General features: G+C 67.5%; 13 protein-coding genes and 1 pseudogene. 8 read left to right on the top strand and 6 right to left on the bottom strand.

Annotated elements, in window-relative coordinates; all coding sequences use genetic code 11:
- Positions 1-62 precede the first annotated feature (62 nt).
- The gene (locus E3O47_RS15685; RefSeq protein ID WP_166785416.1) at positions 63-797 is read right to left on the bottom strand and encodes a TetR/AcrR family transcriptional regulator; all 735 of its coding nucleotides are present in this window, start codon (positions 795-797) and stop codon (positions 63-65) included.
- A gap of 136 nt (positions 798-933) precedes the next feature.
- On the opposite strand from E3O47_RS15685, the gene kynA reads away from it, so the two are divergent.
- The 7 genes from kynA to E3O47_RS15650 all read left to right on the top strand — a co-directional run bounded on the left by kynA (position 934) and on the right by E3O47_RS15650 (position 6,995).
- Complete coding sequence (gene kynA, locus E3O47_RS15680; protein ID WP_104169576.1) at positions 934-1,788, top strand: tryptophan 2,3-dioxygenase; 855 nt, start codon at positions 934-936, stop codon at positions 1,786-1,788.
- Between the two features lie 103 nt (positions 1,789-1,891).
- Positions 1,892-2,896, top strand: a complete 1,005-nt coding sequence (locus tag E3O47_RS15675; RefSeq protein WP_134421237.1) for an amidohydrolase — start codon at positions 1,892-1,894, stop codon at positions 2,894-2,896.
- A 245-nt stretch (positions 2,897-3,141) separates the two neighbouring features.
- Entirely contained in the window at positions 3,142-4,482 is a 1,341-nt protein-coding gene (locus E3O47_RS15670) for an aminotransferase class V-fold PLP-dependent enzyme (RefSeq protein WP_174722160.1), read from the top strand.
- Positions 4,483-4,521: 39 nt separating this feature from the next.
- A complete protein-coding gene (purS, locus tag E3O47_RS15665) occupies positions 4,522-4,791 on the top strand; it encodes a phosphoribosylformylglycinamidine synthase subunit PurS (protein ID WP_104099452.1) in 270 nt (89 codons plus the stop codon).
- Positions 4,791-5,489, top strand: coding sequence for a phosphoribosylformylglycinamidine synthase subunit PurQ (gene purQ / locus E3O47_RS15660; RefSeq protein WP_104099451.1), 699 nt, complete (start codon positions 4,791-4,793; stop codon positions 5,487-5,489). The genes purS and purQ overlap by 1 nt, the downstream gene beginning before the upstream one ends.
- A 59-nt stretch (positions 5,490-5,548) precedes the next feature.
- Positions 5,549-6,652 carry a tellurite resistance/C4-dicarboxylate transporter family protein gene (locus tag E3O47_RS15655; RefSeq protein WP_104099450.1) on the top strand — a complete coding sequence of 368 codons (1,104 nt, stop codon included), beginning with the start codon at positions 5,549-5,551 and terminating at the stop codon, positions 6,650-6,652.
- A 10-nt stretch (positions 6,653-6,662) separates the two neighbouring features.
- On the top strand, positions 6,663-6,995 hold the full coding sequence (locus E3O47_RS15650) for a cupin domain-containing protein (protein WP_104194316.1): 333 nt from the start codon (positions 6,663-6,665) through the stop codon (positions 6,993-6,995).
- A gap of 55 nt (positions 6,996-7,050) precedes the next feature.
- Here the strand turns inward: E3O47_RS15650 and E3O47_RS15645 are convergent, their stop codons facing one another.
- From E3O47_RS15645 to pdhA, 3 genes are read right to left on the bottom strand one after another with little or no spacing between them, the layout of a single operon-like run.
- Positions 7,051-8,343: a dihydrolipoamide acetyltransferase family protein gene (locus tag E3O47_RS15645; protein WP_174722159.1), complete on the bottom strand. Its 1,293-nt coding sequence runs from the start codon at positions 8,341-8,343 to the stop codon at positions 7,051-7,053.
- Positions 8,340-9,356 carry an alpha-ketoacid dehydrogenase subunit beta gene (locus tag E3O47_RS15640; RefSeq protein WP_104099447.1) on the bottom strand — a complete coding sequence of 339 codons (1,017 nt, stop codon included), beginning with the start codon at positions 9,354-9,356 and terminating at the stop codon, positions 8,340-8,342. The genes E3O47_RS15645 and E3O47_RS15640 overlap by 4 nt, the downstream gene beginning before the upstream one ends.
- The gene (gene pdhA / locus E3O47_RS15635) at positions 9,353-10,483 is read right to left on the bottom strand and encodes a pyruvate dehydrogenase (acetyl-transferring) E1 component subunit alpha (RefSeq protein ID WP_134341990.1); all 1,131 of its coding nucleotides are present in this window, start codon (positions 10,481-10,483) and stop codon (positions 9,353-9,355) included. The genes E3O47_RS15640 and pdhA overlap by 4 nt, the downstream gene beginning before the upstream one ends.
- A 138-nt stretch (positions 10,484-10,621) precedes the next feature.
- On the opposite strand from pdhA, the gene E3O47_RS15630 reads away from it, so the two are divergent.
- Positions 10,622-11,272 (top strand): TetR/AcrR family transcriptional regulator, encoded by a 651-nt coding sequence (locus E3O47_RS15630; protein WP_134341991.1) that lies wholly within the window; start codon positions 10,622-10,624, stop codon positions 11,270-11,272.
- Here E3O47_RS15630 and E3O47_RS16725 read toward each other — a convergent pair.
- Both E3O47_RS16725 and E3O47_RS15620 read right to left on the bottom strand, forming a co-directional pair.
- Positions 11,205-11,467: pseudogene (locus tag E3O47_RS16725) on the bottom strand (hypothetical protein); the annotation flags it as partial. The gene E3O47_RS15630 and the pseudogene E3O47_RS16725 overlap by 68 nt on opposite strands.
- 33 nt (positions 11,468-11,500) lie before the next feature.
- Positions 11,501-14,308: a vitamin B12-dependent ribonucleotide reductase gene (locus E3O47_RS15620; RefSeq protein WP_134421233.1), complete on the bottom strand. Its 2,808-nt coding sequence runs from the start codon at positions 14,306-14,308 to the stop codon at positions 11,501-11,503.
- Positions 14,309-14,316 lie beyond the last annotated feature (8 nt).

Raw genomic sequence — 14,316 nt, 5'->3', positions numbered from 1 at the left:
CCGCACGGCGTCAGCGCACGGCGTCAGCGCGGCGCACCCCGCCGACGCCGAACGCAGATGTCCTATGCGCCGGCTCCCGGCGCCGCACCGGCTCCCGGCGCCGCACCCGTGCCGCGGGAGGCCGCCCGGGTGGCACGGCGGCTCAGGCCGTGCACGGCCGCCTGGTATTCCTTGGCTCCCAGCGGACGTCCCGGCAGCTTGGGCCGGCCCCGGTCGACGGCCCGCAGCCCGTCGAGCACGATCGACAGCTGGCGCCGCCACTGGCCGGTGTAACCGCCGCCGAGGGTGCCGAGCGAGCCCACCATGGTGACGAGGACCGCGAGGTCGACCGCATCGACATCCGTTCGGAGGTCGCCGTCGCGTTTGGCCTGCGTGACGAGGGCCGACAGCACCGCTTTGAACGAGGCCGCCTTGCCGCGCGCCGGGTCGACCGTCTCCATGCGCTTGAGGATGGGCGGCAGCGACGGGTCGGCGACGAGCCACTCGGCGACGCGTTCGGTGTAGACGACGATGCCGTCCCACGCGGTGGGGGCAGCCGCGATCTCGTCGCGCACCGAGGCCAGCTCGGCGAGGGAGATGTCGTGCAGGGCCCTGACCAGGTCGTCCCGGGTGGAAAAATTGCGGTACAGCGTGGCTACGCCCACGTCGGCGCGGCGAGCGATCTCCTCCAGCGAAGCGTCAACGCCGTGCACCGCGATCAGTGCCCGCGCCTCAATGAGGAGACGCTCACGGTTCTGCCGGGCGTCACGCCGTCGAGGCTGCGCCCCATCCTGCGGGGTCGATTCGGGCGAAGTCATGACCCTGAGTCTAGGTCCCGAACCTTGGCATCGCGGAGGCTCACCTCCACGCCTCCCCCTGGCAGGTGTCAGCCAGTTGCGCCGGGCCGGGGCTGTCCCGCACAATGCAGTCAGCACCCGAACGAAACGGAGCACCATGTCGGTCGAGCACAACACCCGCGAGTTCGATCCCGAGATCGTGACGGATTTCCGGGAGCGGATGAGTTACGGCTCCTACCTCGATCTGGACACCCTGCTCGGTGCGCAGAAGCCGGTCAGCTCACCCGAGCATCACGACGAGCTTCTGTTCATCATCCAGCACCAGACCACCGAGCTCTGGCTGAAGCTCGTGCTGCACGAGCTGCGCGCCGCGACCGCGTTCCTGCGCCAGGACCAGATCGCCCCGGCCCTCAAATGCATCGCCCGGGTCAAGCACATCCAGCGCACCCTGACCGAGCAGTGGTCGGTGCTGGCCACGCTCACGCCCAGCGAATACGCCGAGTTCCGGCATTTCCTGGGCAACTCGTCCGGGTTCCAGTCGTATCAGTACCGGGCCGTCGAGTTCGCGCTCGGCAACAAGAACCGGCGCATGCTGAGCGTGTTCGAGAGCGATCCGGATGCTCACGCGCTCCTCTCCGAGATGCTTGCGGCCCCCAGCATCTATGACGAGTTTCTGCGCTACCTGCACCGGCAGGGGTTCGCTATCCCGGCATCCGTGCTGGAGCGCGACGTCACGGAGGCGTGGGTGCTGCATCCGGAACTCGTGGCCACCTTTCGCGGGATCTACGAGAACGCGGGCGAGCACTGGGGTGCCTACGAGGCCTGCGAGGAACTCGTCGACCTGGAGGACAACTTCCAGCTCTGGCGGTTCCGTCACCTCAAGACCGTGCAGCGCATCATCGGCATGAAGACCGGTACCGGTGGGTCGAGCGGGGCCGCCTTCCTGCAGAAGGCGCTCGAGCTGACCTTCTTCCCCGAGTTGTTCGCCGTGCGCACCGAACTCGGCACATGAGGCACGGATGACCGGCGGCCGGCCAGGCGGATCGGTGCCAGGCGGATCGGTGCCGGGCGGATCGGTGCCGGGCAGGACGGTCGGCAGGACGGTCGGCAGGACCGTGCTCCCGGGCTTCCTCGATGCGCATGTTCACCTCGCGCTGATCGACCCGGCCCCGCTCACCGCGGCCGGCATCGCCCGCGTGCTCGACCTCGGCGGGTGGACGCCGCCGAGGTCGACGCTTCCGGTCGAGTCCGACCCGGGTGCTCGACCTCGGCGGGTGGAGGTGGGCGCGGGAGAGCCCCAGCGAGCGGGGCGTCAGGCGAGCGCGGTCCTTCCCGAGACCGTGTTCGCGGGGCAGTTTCTCGCCGCGCCGGGCGGCTACCCGAGCGAACGGTCCTGGGCCCCGGCAGGCAGCGTGCGCTTCGTGGCCCAGGCAACGGATGCCGCGGCCGCCGTCGACGATCAGCTGGCGCTCGGGGCATCCGTGATCAAGGTCACGCTGAACGGCGACGCCGGGCCAGTGCTGCCGCGCGCGGTTCTCGCGGCCATAGTCGGGCACGCCCACGATCGCGGGGCCCCCGTTCTCGCCCACGCCGAGGGGGCCGGCCAGGCGCTCCGCGCGTTCGAGGCCGGGGTGGACGCCCTGGCGCACACGCCGTTCAGCGAGCGGCTGGGCGACGAGGTGATTGCGGCCATGGCCAGGCGAATGGCATGGATCAGCACCCTCGACATCCACGGCTGGGGCGAGCCGACCGACGACTTCGATCGCGCGGTCGACAATCTGCGCCGCTTCCACCGGGCCGGCGGACAGGTGCTCTACGGCACCGACCTCGGCAACGGCCCGCTGCCGCTCGGGCTGAACCGGCGGGAGATCAACGCGCTGCTCGGCGCCGGCCTGAGCGGCGACGACGTGCTGCGGAGCCTGACCATGGGAAACCTCGGCGGCTTCCGGACCGTGCTGCGCGGCCCAACAGGCAGCGAGCGCCTGGTCACGGTGCTGCGTGGCAAGCGCCCGGCCGACCCGGCCGCGTTCAGCGCCTGGCTCGGCACCGCCCGGGCGATCAGCCCGGCCGACCTCGGCGACCTCGGCGACCTCAGCACCCTCGACCCGCCGGATTCCTGAGCGCACCCCCGACCGCATCCACCGCCGCACGGCCGTCCGCGCTTTCCGTAGTCGCGCGGTCACCCGCGTGGGTGGGATACTTCCAGCGCGGCACGGTGTCGGCGAGTCCCCGGGAAGCGCGCATCGCTGCGAGAGATGGCTGCCCATCATCCGTTCGACCTCGAGGAATCCAGATGACCCCCCACACCGACACCAGCCCCTCCGGCAACGGCAGCCAGGATGCCCAGCTCGCCTTCGCCCGCCGGATGGACCGCATCGACGGGCTCGGACACTACCGGCGGCAGTTCGTCGGCATCGAACCCGACAGCGCGACCGGCGCGACCGGGCACACCCCGAGCCTCGTTGCCTACCTCGACGGCAACTCCCTCGGCCGGCCCACCCGGGCCAGCGTGGCCCGCATCACCGAGTTCCTCACCCACGACTGGGGCACCCGCCTGATCCGCGGCTGGGACGAGGCCTGGCTGGACCTTCCGCTGAAAATCGGCGACGACATCGGCCGCGCCGCCCTCGGTGCCGCGCCCGGCCAGGTCTTCGTCGGCGACTCGACCACCGTGCTGCTCTACAAGTTGGCGCGGGCGGCCGTCGACTACCTTCGCGTCGACGCGGAACCGACGCGCACCGAGATCGTGCTGGACACCGACAACTTCCCCACCGACCGCTACTTGCTCGAGGGCATCGCGGCCGAACGTGGCATGACGCTGCACTGGATCCACTCCGACCCCGCGAGCGGCGTCACAGTAGAGCAGGTGCGGCAGGCCGTGGGCCCGCAGACAGCGCTCGTGCTGCTCAGCCACGTGGCCTACCGCTCCGGTTTCCTTGCCGATATGCGCGAGATCACCGCGGTGGTGCACGCCGCGGGCGGCCTCGTGCTCTGGGACCTCAGCCACTCGGTCGGCTCCGTGGTGGTCGAACTCGACCTGTGCGACGTGGACCTGGCCGTCGGCTGCTCCTACAAATACCTGAACGGCGGCCCCGGCGCCCCCGCGTTCGCCTATGTGCGCAGCGACCTGCAAGACGTTCTCACCCAGCCGATTCAGGGCTGGATGGGAACGAAGGATGTCTTCACGATGGGCCCGGGGTATGTGCCGGCCGACGGCATCCGTCGTTTCATGAGCGGAACCCCGCCGATCGTGGGGATGCTGGCCATGCAGGATTCGCTCGCGATGATCGAGGAGGCGGGCATCGACCAGGTGCGCGCCAAGTCGGTGGCGCTGACCGAGTTCGCGCTGACCCTCGTGGATGTCTGGCTTGCCCCGATGGGCGTGACTGTGTCGTCGCCGCGAGAGCCCACGCACCGCGGCGGTCACGTGACCGTGAACCACCCCGCCATGCGGCAGGTGACGCAGATTCTGTGGGAGCACGATGTGATCCCCGATTTCCGCATGCCCGACGCACTGCGCATCGGCCTGTCCCCGCTGAGCACAAGCTTCGTCGAGACCTTCGAGGGGGTCGCGGCGATCCGGGACGTGCTGCGCGGTGTGCTGCTCGGGCAGAGCGGGCTTGCCGGCGGAGCCAACGGTGGTCTCGGCACCGGCCTGGGCACCGGCCTGGCCGGTGCGCTCGGCGGCCCGGGGGTCGGCCTGTAGGATCGTGGAATCCACCCCCCGACGCCTCCGGAGTGAGCTATGCCAACAATCGTCGTAGAAGTTATGCCCAAGGCCGAGCTGCTCGACCCGCAGGGGAAGGCCGTCGCCGGCGCCCTGGGTCGCCTCGGCAAGACCCGTTTCACCAGCGTTCGCCTGGGCAAGCGATTTGAACTCACCATCGACGGCCACGTCGACGACGCCGTGCTCGCCGAGGTGCAAGAACTCGCCGACACCGTGCTGTCCAACACGGTGATCGAGGATGTCATCGGCATCCACGTGCTGGAGGCACCCGCCGGAGAGACGCACTGATGCGCATCGGCGTCGTCACGTTCCCCGGTTCGCTCGACGATCGCGACGCCGCGCGCGCGATCCGCCTGGCCGGCGCCGAGCCCGTCGCCCTCTGGCACGGCGAGCACGACCTGCACGGCGTGGACGCGCTCGTACTGCCCGGCGGCTTCAGCTACGGCGACTACCTGCGCTGCGGCGCCATCGCGAGCCTCTCTCCGATCATGGCGGAGGTCATCAGCGCGGCCAACAGCGGCATGCCCGTGCTCGGTGTCTGCAACGGCTTCCAGATGCTGACCGAGGCGCACCTGCTCGAGGGCGGCTTGATCCGCAACGACCACGGCTCGTTCATCTGCCGCGACCAGAAATTGCGCGTCGAGAGCGCCCTCACCGACTGGACCGGTGGTTTCGCGGCCGGCCAGGAGATCACCATCCCGCTCAAAAACGGCGAGGGCGGCTTCATCGCCTCCGCCGACACGCTCGAGCGCCTCGAGGGTGAGGGCCGCGTGGTCGTGCGCTACGTCGGCATGAACCCGAACGGCTCGCTCAACGACATCGCCGGCATCAGCAACATGCGCGGCAACGTCGTCGGCCTGATGCCGCACCCCGAGCACGCGGTCGAGCCGGGCTTCGGCCCCGACACCGTCGACGCCATGCGCAGCGGCACCGACGGGATCACCTTCTTCACCTCCGTGATCGAACGGATGCTCGTCAGCGCGTAACAGCGTCCGCACCATGCGGTTGTCGGCGCGCCGGAGCGCCGGCGCGCTAGCCTGTCAGGGTGACGTCTAACAGCGGTGTGCGTGTGGGTGCCGCTGTCCGAGGGATGCCGCCTGGCTACTTCGCGTTGGTCATGGCCACGGGGATCATCTCGGTCGGGATGCACCTGATCGGCGTCCAGACGCTCAGCTTCATCCTCATGGTCGTGTGTGCCGCGGCCTACCTGATTCTCGTGGCGCTTACCGGGTGGCGGCTCATCGCCTATTCCGCGGCCTTCCTTGCGGACATGCACGATCCCCACCGCGGATTCCAGTTCTTCACTTTCGTCGCCGGCACCAACGTCCTGGCTGCCCGTCTCGCCATCGAGGGCTGGTTCGGCCTGGCGACAGTTCTCCTCGGCGTGTCCGGAATCACCTGGCTGCTGCTCGGCTACGCTCTCCCGTGGTTCGCGGTCCTGGGCCGCAGCGTGCGCCCCGTGCTCAACGCCGCGAACGGGACCTGGTTCATCTGGGTCGTCGCCAGCCAGTCGGTCGCCGTCGTGGCGGCCTCGTTGGAGCCCGTGTCGGGCGATGCCAGGGCACTGCTCGCAGTCCTCGCGATCTTGTCCTGGTCGGTGGGCATCTTCCTCTACGGTGCCGCGGGTGTTTTCGTATCCTTACGGCTGGTGCTCTATGACATCCGGCCTGAGCAGTTGGACCCGCCCTACTGGGTGTCTATGGGCGCGTGCGCGATCACGGTGCTGGCCGGTGCCCGCATCGTCGAAATGGCGGACGCCCCGATGGTGACCGCGACCCGGGGGCTCGTTGCGGGCGTCTCCGTCATGTTCTGGGCGTTCGCCACCTGGCTCATCCCCGTGCTCATCGCGGTGGGGTTCTGGCGTCACGTCACACACCGAGTGCCACTGCGCTACGAAGCGACGCTGTGGAGCATCGCATTTCCCGTCGGGATGTACGCGGTCGCCGGAATCTACCTGGGCCAGGCCGATGACCTTCCACTGGTCGGGCAGATCGGGACCGTCTCACTCTGGGTGGCTCTCGTGGTGTGGTTGGTCATGTTCACCGCGATGGTCCGCCAGCCGCTGCGGGCAGGTGGACTGTTTCGTGGATCCCCTGACCCGCGGCACCTGACCGTTGAGCCCGCAGTCACCGGCCAACCGAGAAAGTGAGAACCGACCCGTGCAGAAAATTTCGATCGAGGCGTTCGCCCGCGAACACCTGAAGGCAGCCGCAGCCGGCACCAGTGGTCGCGCAGCCGGAACGGTCTTCGGCGGCCACGAGAAGGTGATGCGTCAAACCGTCATCGCGCTGCTGGCCGGGATCTCCCTGAGCGAGCATGAGAATCCGGGTGAGGCGACGGTCTATGTCCTCAGCGGGCGCGTGCGGCTAAGAGCCGGCGACGACGTCTGGGAGGGGCGCGCCGGTGATTTCCTGATCGTTCCGGACGCACGGCACAGCCTTGAGGCGGTCGTAGATTCCACGGTCCTGATGACCGTTGCCAAGAAGGGCTAGAACGCCAGATCGAGGACCGCCGCGACAGGCGCGCAGCGGTCCCCCGTGCCGGTGATCAGGCGATGATCGTCCACGGGTTCTCGATCAGTCGGGTCAGCGTTTGCAGGAACTGTGCGGCCACAGCGCCGTCGATGATCCGGTGGTCCGCCGACAGGGTGTAGCGCATCCTGTGCCGGGCAACGATCTCGTCCCCGACCACGACAGCCTCGCGGACGGTGCCGCCGACGGCCAGGATCGCCCCTTCGGGCGGGTTGATGATCGCGGTGAACTGCTCCACACCGAACATGCCGAGGTTGCTGATGGTGAACGTGCCGCCCGACATCTGACCGGCTGTGAGCTTCTTGGCGTTGGCCAGGGAGACGAGCTGCTTGGCTTCCGTACCGAGCTGGCTGACGGTCTTCTGGTCCGCGTCCTCGATCACGGGAACCACGAGGCCGTTGCCCGAGGCGACAGCCACACCGATGTTGACGCGGTGGTGCACCAGCATCTCGACGCTCGCGTCGTCGATGTAGGACGCGTTGACCTCGGGGTGCTCGCGGAGGGCGAGCGCGCTCGCCCGAATCAGCAGGTCGTTGATGCTCACCTTCGGCCGACCGGCCTGAACGAGTTGCGCGTTCAGCTCGGTGCGCAACTGCACGAGGTTCTCGGCGTCGGCCGCGGCGGTGACGAAGAAGTGCGGAATGGTGCGGGCGCTCTCACCCAGCCGCCGCGCGATGATGCGGCGCATGTTGCTCAGCGGGATCGCCTCGGACGCGCGCTTGTCGAGGGTGTCCGGTGAGGGTGCGGCGGCTGCCGCGCTCGGAGCGACCACGGTCGCGTTAGGGACGGCGGAGTCGGCACCGGGCGCGGTCGCCTGGGCGAGCAGTGCGTCGGTATCCGAGCGGATGATGCGGCCGCCGGGGCCCGTGCCGCGCACCTGGCTCAGGTCGAGATGGTTTTCCCGCGCGAGCTTGCGCACCAGCGGTGACGCGAAGAGGCGCTCACCGCGCCCGGCGGCGTTCCCGTCCGCATTGCCATCGGTCGGAGGAACTGCCGGTGCGGCCTCGGCCTCCGGCGTAGCCGCCGGTGCGTCGGCAGCGGCGGCCGGCGTCGCCCCCGGCATGACACTCGGCTTGCCGTCGTCCAGCAGTGCGATGGGCTCGCCGATGGAGACCAGCTTCCCCTCTGCCACGAGATGCTCCGAGAGTGTGCCGGCCTCGTAGGCTTCGTACTCCATCGTGGCCTTATCGGTCTCGATCTCGACGAGCAGGTCCCCGACCTCGACCCGGTCACCGGGCTGCTTGTGCCAGATCGCGATCGCGCCTTCCTCCATCGTGTCGGAGAGGCGGGGCATTGTGATTTCGATCATGATTTTTCACCCATCGGGTAGCGGCGGCGACCGACGGCGTCGAGGGTCTGACGGATGGCGCCGATGACGTCCTCCGCCGACGGCAACGCGGCCGTCTCCAAAGGTTTTGAGTACGGGAGCGGCACCTCTGCCATCGCGACGCGTCGAACGGGCGCGTCCAGGTAGTCGAAGGCGCCATCGGAAATCGTGGCCGCGATCTCAGCGCCGATTCCATAGGTCAGCCAGTCATCCTCGAGGATGACGGCGGCATGCGTCTTCTTGACGGACTCCACAACCGTTTCGCGGTCCAATGGACGCAGACTGCGCAGGTCGATGACCTCGATGTCGAGGCCGTCCGATTCCGCGAGCTGCGCCGCGACCTGCGACGCGACGTGGGCCATCCGTGAATAGCCGATCAGAGTGATGTCGCTTCCCTTGCGGGTGACGGCAGCCTTGCCGATTTCGGCCGACACGTCGCCGTCAGGCACCTCGCCCTTGATGTTGTAGAGCGACAGGTTTTCCAGGAACAGCACGGGGTCATCGTCCCGGATCGCCGCGATCAGAAGCGCCTTGGCGTCGGCCGGCGTGCTGGGTGCGACGACCTTCATCCCGGGGACGAAGGCGTAGAAGAGCTCGATGTTCTGCGAGTGGGTCGCACCCAGCTGCTGTCCGCCGCCACCCGGCGTGCGGATGACGAGAGGCACTCGGGCCTGTCCACCGAACATGCCGTAGATCTTGGCGGCGTGGTTCACGATCTGGTCGAGCGCGAGCAGGGAGAAGTTGATGGTCATGATCTCGACCACGGGGCGGAGCCCGAGCATCGCGGCGCCGATGGCGGCACCGGTGAAACCCTCTTCGGCGATCGAGGTGTCCCGCACGCGCTTCTCGCCGAACTCGTCGAGCATGCCCGCGGTGATCTTGTACGCGCCTTCGAAGAGACCGATCTCCTCACCCATCAGGAACACATTCTCGTCACGCAGCATCTCGGAACGCAGCGTGTCGTGCAGTGCCTGGCGATAGGTCATGATGCTCATTGGTTGACTCCGTAGTCGGGGATCGGTGCCGGCTCGAACAGAGGCTGCCCGGGCAACCGATGGGAGTCATTGGCCACGGCTGTGGCGTAGGTGTAGTCGAACAGGGTCGACACATCCGGGAACGGGCTGTTCTCGGCGAACGCCGCCGCCTCGGTTGCCTGAAGGGTTACTTCCTCGTCGATCTTCGCCAGTTCCTGCTCGTCAAGCAGACCGTCCGCGACCAGCTTGGCGGCGAAGGTGTGCACCGGGTCTCGTTCCTTGACCAGGGACATCTCCTCGTCGGAGCGGTACTTGGCCGGGTCGACGACGGAGTGCCCACGCAGTCGTTCCGTCACGACCTCGAGAAGGAAGGGCTTACCGCTGCGAGCCTGAGCAACGGCACGCTGGGCGGCCTCGAACACGGCGACGGGATCGAGCCCATCGACGCGTTCCGACGCCATCCGGTACGCGGATGCGCGCTTGTAGAGGTCCGGCTCAGCCGAAGCCTTGTCGACCGTCGTGGCCATTCCCAGCCTGTTGTTGATGATGACGTAGACGATCGGTAGGTTCCAGAGAGACGCGATGTTCAAAGACTCGTGGAATGCTCCGATGTTCGTGGTGCCATCGCCCATCGTGCACAGCACGATCTCGTCGCCGGCGCGGTAGTCGATGGCCAGGGCGGCCCCCGTCGCCAGCGGGATCTGGCCGCCGACGATGCCGTAGCCGCCCAGCATCCGCTTCTCGAAGTCGAACATGTGCATCGAGCCGCCCCACCCCTTGGACACCCCGTCGGATCGGCCGTACAGTTCGGCCATCACCCGGTTGGGGTGGATGCCGCGGGTGATCGCGTAGCCATGCTCGCGGTAGTTGGTGAAGAGGTAGTCGCTCGGGCGCAGCGCGGACATGAGCCCGACGACCGCAGCCTCCTCGCCGAGATTCAGGTGGCAGTAGCCGCCGATCAGCGCTTGCGTGTAGGCCCGTGCGGCTCGCTCTTCGAACCGGCGGATGAGCATCATCTGGCGGTAGAACCCGGTCAAGAGTTCCCGGTCGGCCGGGGAGACATCGGGTTTTGCGCCCGGGGTCGGCCGATCCGGGGAGGTGGTTGGTCGGGACTGAGTCGCCACGGATGTACGCGCTCGAGTGGTCATGAAAGAACTCCCTGCTCGGCCTTCGTGAGGTCGGAGATCGAAGAGTCGCATCGAATTTTAATGATACGAATTAGTTTCATTCTACATCCGAGAGTACGTTTGCGTTTAACGTTTTTTTGAAGATCCGAAGGGCCGGACATGGACTCAGCGACCCCAGCGAGCCCGGTTCGCAAGCGCGGCCGACCCACGGAGGCGGGGCGCGTCGAGCGTCGAGGCCAGATCCTCGACGCCGCGTTGCCGGTCTTCCTTGAATATGGCTTCGGCAAGGCGACGGTGGACCGGATTGCCGCCGCGGCCCGCGTCACCAAGCGCACGATCTACACCTACTTCGGTGACAAGGATGGCGTCTTCACCGAGATGCAGCGACGCCTGGCCGCGAACGTCAGTGGCGAGCCTCTCCGCACGGAGACGCTGGAATCACTCGCCGCGCGTATCGTGTACGGGTTGCACTCGGCCCAGATGATCGGACTACACCGCCTCGTGATCGCCGAGTCGCTGCGTTTTCCCGAACTCGCCCGACGGCTGCACGACAACGGCGACATGCGCCACATCGCGCGCCTCGCAGACCACATTCGGGCCGAGCACGGCCAGGCGGCCGCTGCCCATGCCGAGCAGCTCTACGCACTGCTGCTGGGCGAAGACTACCGGCGGCGGCTGCTCGGGCTGCTCGAACCGGTGACCGCCGCCGAGGCCGCGGTCCACGCTCGGTCCGCGCTGGCCGTCATCCAGTTGACGACGGCGAGCCCCCTGTCCGGCGCCGCATCGGCAGCGGGTGCGCCGAGTCCGTGATGACGACCCGGTCGTCGATCCTGCCCTGGCGCATCTCATCGAGGACGTCGGTCAGCTCCTCGAGGCGGCCAGTGGCGACAGCCGGGTGGAACACTCCACGGTTGTGGAAATCAGGGCTTCGACAAGGTCACGGCGGGTGCCCCCGATCGAACCGCGAATGGTGAGGCCCTTGAGCACGATGTCGAAGATCGGCGCCGACAGCCCACCGCCGTCAGGCAGCGATGGGCCTCAGCTGCAGCCGCTCGTGCTGCCACAGCTTTCGCAGACGTAGCACGAACCGGCCGGACGCATGGCGGTGCCGCACGACATGCACAGCGGCGAATCCAAGCTGAGACCCTGCTGAGCCTCGAGTAGTTCCGCCGAGGAATGCACCGCTCGAGTCGCCCCTGCAGGCGGCTGGGCCGGAGGCAGCACCTGGCTCGGTGGCGCCGTTTCCGTTGCTTCAGAGCCACCCGCATTGAGCTGGGAAACGCGCTCGGCGGTCGTGAAGATCCCCATCGACGAGCGCGTGGCGAACGGCAGGTGGTCCAGGGCCAGGCGGCGGAAAATGTAGTCCATCATCGACTGCGCCATCCGGATGTCCGGGTCATCGGTCATCCCCGCCGGTTCGAAGCGCAGATTGGTGAACTTCTCGACGTAGGTCGGCAGCGGCACCCCGTACTGTAGGCCGATCGAGACCGCGATGGAGAATGCGTCCATGACCCCGGACAGAGTAGAACCCTGTTTGCCCAGCCGGAGGAAGATCTCGCCGAGTTCGTCGTTGGGGTACAACCCCGCCGTGAGATGCCCCTCGGCGCCGGCGACGGCGAAGGACGTGGTGATCGACGTGCGGGACTTCGGGAGTCGCCGCCGGATCGGCGACGCGGGCTGCACGACCGGCACGGACGCCGGGGCGGCCTTGCCGTTCGATAGGGGCTGACCGACCTTGCAGTTGTCGCGGTAAATGGCCACCGCCTTGAGCCCGAGCTTCCAGCCCTGGAAGTAGACCTCCTCCACTTCGTCGACCGTTGCGCTCTGCGGGAGGTTGACGGTTTTGGAGATGGCTCCGGAGAGGAACGGCTGAACCGCGGCCATCATGCGCACGTGGCCCATCGGCGCGATGGCCCTCTTCCCCATGGCGCAGTCGAAGATCGCGTAGTGTTCCGGTTCGAGCCCGGGGGCACCGATGACCTGTCCGTGCAGGGCGATGTGTTCGACGATCGCCTCGGCGGCCTCCCGCGGGTACCCCAGGCCGCGCAGCGCTCGGGGCACGGTCTGGTTGACGATCTGCATGGAGCCGCCACCCACCAGCTTCTTGAACTTCACCAGTGAGAAATCCGGTTCGATTCCCGTGGTGTCACAGTCCATCATGAAGCCGATCGTGCCGGTCGGAGCGAGAACACTGGCTTGCGCGTTTCGCCAGCCGGACACCTCCCCCAACATCAGGGCCTGCTGCCAGGCCGCCGACGCGCGATCATGGATCTCGCCGCTCATGCCACCCGAGGTCTGCAGGGCGATGTCGGCTGCCTCGTGCTTGCGCATGACTCTCGTGTGGGCCTCCGCATTGCGCGCGAAGCCCTCGTACGGGCCAACCACCCCGGCCAGTTCGGCCGAACGCCGGTAGGCGGTTCCGGTCATCAGGGAGGTGATCCCGGCGGCCACGGCCCTGCCCGACTCGGAATCGTAGGCGTGACCGGCGGCCATCAGGAGAGCACCGAGGTTGGCGTAGCCGATGCCCAGCTGGCGGAACGCGCGGGTCGTCTCACCGACGGCCGGCGTCGGGAAGTCGGCGAAGCAGATCGAGATGTCCATCGCCGTGGTGATCAGCTCGACCGCCCGAACGAAGGCATCCGTGTCGAACACGTCCTCCCCCGGGACGGCGTCGGCGCGCAGAAACTTGAGCAGATTGAGCGAGGCCAGGTTGCAGGACGAGTTGTCGAGCGACATGTACTCCGAGCAGGGATTCGACGCCGTGATCCGACCCGATTCGGGATTGGTATGCCAGTCGTTGATGGTGTCGTCGTACTGGATTCCCGGGTCGGCGCAGTCCCACGCCGCTTGGGCGAGTTGACGGAACAGGCCCGGTCCGTGCACTGACTCGATCTCGCTTCCGTCCTGCCGGGAGGTGAGGGAGAAGCTGGTGCCGTTTTCCACGGCTCGCATGAACTCGTCACTGACCCGAACGGTGTTGTTGGCGTTCTGGTACTGCACGCTCGCCATGTCCGCACCGCCGAGGTCCATGTCGTAGCCGGCATCCCGCAGAGCACGGATTTTGCCTTCCTCCCTCGACTTGGCCTCGATGAATTCCACGATGTCCGGGTGGTCCACGTCGAGCACCACCATTTTGGCAGCACGCCGGGTCGCCCCGCCGGACTTGATCGTGCCCGCGCTGGCATCGGCGCCGCGCATGAACGAGACGGGCCCACTGGCCGTTCCGCCGGAGGAGAGCAGTTCCTTGGAGGAACGCAGTTGGGACAGGTTCACCCCCGCCCCAGAACCGCCCTTGAAGATCATCCCCTCATCGCGGTACCAGCCGAGAATGGACTCCATTGTGTCCTCGACCGAGAGGATGAAGCAGGCGCTGACCTGCTGCGGCGATGGCGTCCCGACGTTGAACCACACCGGGGAGTTGAACGAGAAGACCTGATGCAGGAGCAGCCAGGTCAGTTCCGCACCGAAGACCTCCGCGTCGCCGTCCCCGGCGAAGTAACCGTTCGCCGACCCGGCAACCACATACCGCGTGACCACCCGGTCGATCAGCTGCTTGAGGCTGGACTCCCGCTCGGGCGACCCGATGGCCCCGCGAAAGTACTTGGTGCTCACAATGGTGGAGGCGTTCGCCGACCAGGTGTCCGGGAACTCGACACCCTTCTGCTCGAAGACGGTTTCGCCATTCTTCCAGTTCGTCTGCACGACATCGCGAAGCTCCCAGACCACCTCGTCGTACGGGTGGACCCCGGGCGTGCTGAAGTGGCGCTCGATGGCCAGTCCGGCACTATGCGCACCCTGATCGCTTCCGTCAGACCCGGCTTCGGCGTTCTGATTCCTGCTACTCACGTTCGCTC

Source organism: Cryobacterium sp. TMT2-17-1 (assembly GCF_004402765.1).
GTDB classification, from domain to species: domain Bacteria; phylum Actinomycetota; class Actinomycetes; order Actinomycetales; family Microbacteriaceae; genus Cryobacterium; species Cryobacterium sandaracinum.
This window is presented reverse-complemented; position numbering and strand designations above follow the sequence as displayed.

Coding starts and splice junctions, on each gene's coding strand:
- E3O47_RS15685 (WP_166785416.1), bottom strand. CDS start 797: ATGACTTCGCCCGAATCGACCCCGCAGGATGGGGCGCAGCCTCGACGG.
- kynA (WP_104169576.1), top strand. CDS start 934: ATGTCGGTCGAGCACAACACCCGCGAGTTCGATCCCGAGATCGTGACG.
- E3O47_RS15670 (WP_174722160.1), top strand. CDS start 3,142: ATGGACCGCATCGACGGGCTCGGACACTACCGGCGGCAGTTCGTCGGC.
- purS (WP_104099452.1), top strand. CDS start 4,522: ATGCCAACAATCGTCGTAGAAGTTATGCCCAAGGCCGAGCTGCTCGAC.
- purQ (WP_104099451.1), top strand. CDS start 4,791: ATGCGCATCGGCGTCGTCACGTTCCCCGGTTCGCTCGACGATCGCGAC.
- E3O47_RS15645 (WP_174722159.1), bottom strand. CDS start 8,343: ATGATCGAAATCACAATGCCCCGCCTCTCCGACACGATGGAGGAAGGC.
- E3O47_RS15640 (WP_104099447.1), bottom strand. CDS start 9,356: ATGAGCATCATGACCTATCGCCAGGCACTGCACGACACGCTGCGTTCC.
- pdhA (WP_134341990.1), bottom strand. CDS start 10,483: ATGACCACTCGAGCGCGTACATCCGTGGCGACTCAGTCCCGACCAACC.
- E3O47_RS15630 (WP_134341991.1), top strand. CDS start 10,622: ATGGACTCAGCGACCCCAGCGAGCCCGGTTCGCAAGCGCGGCCGACCC.